The organism is Aquimarina sp., assembly GCF_977115655.1.
Genome location: NZ_CDSBKO010000150.1, coordinates 1 through 1,460, shown reverse-complemented (window position 1 = coordinate 1,460; position 1,460 = coordinate 1). Strand labels below are relative to the sequence as shown.

The 1,460-nt window shown below is 36.2% G+C and carries 2 protein-coding genes; both read left to right on the top strand.

Annotated elements, in window-relative coordinates; translation table 11 throughout:
• The first annotated feature begins 182 nt into the window (after positions 1 to 182).
• On the top strand, positions 183 to 998 hold the full coding sequence (locus tag ACZIYX_RS23935) for a tyrosine-type recombinase/integrase (RefSeq protein WP_462684775.1): 816 nt from the start codon (positions 183 to 185) through the stop codon (positions 996 to 998).
• A partial coding sequence (locus ACZIYX_RS23930; RefSeq protein ID WP_462684774.1) for an IS91 family transposase occupies positions 998 to 1,460 on the top strand: 463 nt, incomplete at its 3' end. The genes ACZIYX_RS23935 and ACZIYX_RS23930, both read left to right, overlap by 1 nt.

Sequence of the window (1,460 nt, the reverse complement as noted above, 5' to 3'; positions counted from 1 at the left end):
TGTTGAACTAATCCTCGTTACCTCGGAAGCTTTTTTCTCAGGATTCTAAAATAGATTAAATTTAGATACTAACATAAATATTACCATTATGTATCAAAAAAAAAAGTAAAACAATTTTAGAAACAGCTCTAGTCCGAGTTCCCTCATTTTCAATTTTAAGCACCCGTTTAGAAAGAAGTTTTGTGATAAATGGGAAAGCAAAAAGCACGTTAACTAATTATTTACGTTGCCTATCCCATTTAGCACTGCATTACAATAGAAGTCCAGAGCAGTTGGATACAGAATCGATTAATGAGTATCTTTTTTATTGCCAGAACCTTCATAAAACCCCTTCTGAGAGTTTTTTTAAACACACTATTTTTGGACTTCGTGCTGCCTACAAAGTAATGGGTATGGAGCAAAAACGGATCAAATTACCTCAAATTAAAAGACAAAATGACCTTCCTGTTGTTCTTAATAAACAAGAAGTTCGGGAGCTTTTAAAAGCACCTAAGTATCTAAAACATCGCCTTATTTTAGGGATGTTATATGGTTGCGGATTACGCAGTTATGAAGTTTGCAACGTGTTACAATCCGATTTAGATTTTGAACGTAAATCTCTGTTTGTGAAAAAGCAAAAAGGCAAAGTAGACCGTTATCTACCCTTAAGCGATATGCTCATTAGAGGTTTGAAAAAATACTTAAAAACAGAAACTCCTAAAAAATATATTTTTAACAGTCAGGTTACTAAAGACGGGATTCCCCAACCCATTACTGTACGTGCCATACAGTGGGTTATTAAAGAATGTCGTTCAAAAGTAACTACTAATAAAAAATTTACTGCTCATACCCTTCGCCACTCTTATGCTACTCATTTACTAGAAGATGGACTTAATATTATGAGCCTAAAGGAACTTCTAGGGCATGCGCATGTAGAAACCACGATGGTCTATTTACATGTCGCTAATAGTGGTAGCTCTATTAAATTTAGTCCTTTGGATACATTGTATTCTAAATGATGTATTCCAAAGATACGGTTGCAGATGTGTTGAATTTAGAAGCAGACCAGTTGCAGGAAATAGCACATACTAGTTGGAATGCAAGGGCTTTGCATGCAATACGAAAATGTCGTACCAAAGCTCTTGGCGGTCATTTAGATTGGTGTAGAGATTGTAATAAGTTGCATTTACAATTTAACTCTTGCCGTAACAGGCATTGCCCTACTTGCCAAGGTCATAAACAGCATCAGTGGATTGCAGCAAGAACAAAAGAACTTCTTGCTGTACCCTATTTTCACGTTGTTTTTACACTCCCTGATCCTCTGAATTATGTAGCAATACGATATCCAAAAGTGCTTTACAATATTTTGTTCGACAGCGTTTGGCAAACACTCAGTGCCTTTGGAAATAACCCTAAACATTTGGGTGCAAAACCAGGAATGATTGCCGTGCTGCACACCTGGGGACAAAACTTACAATTAC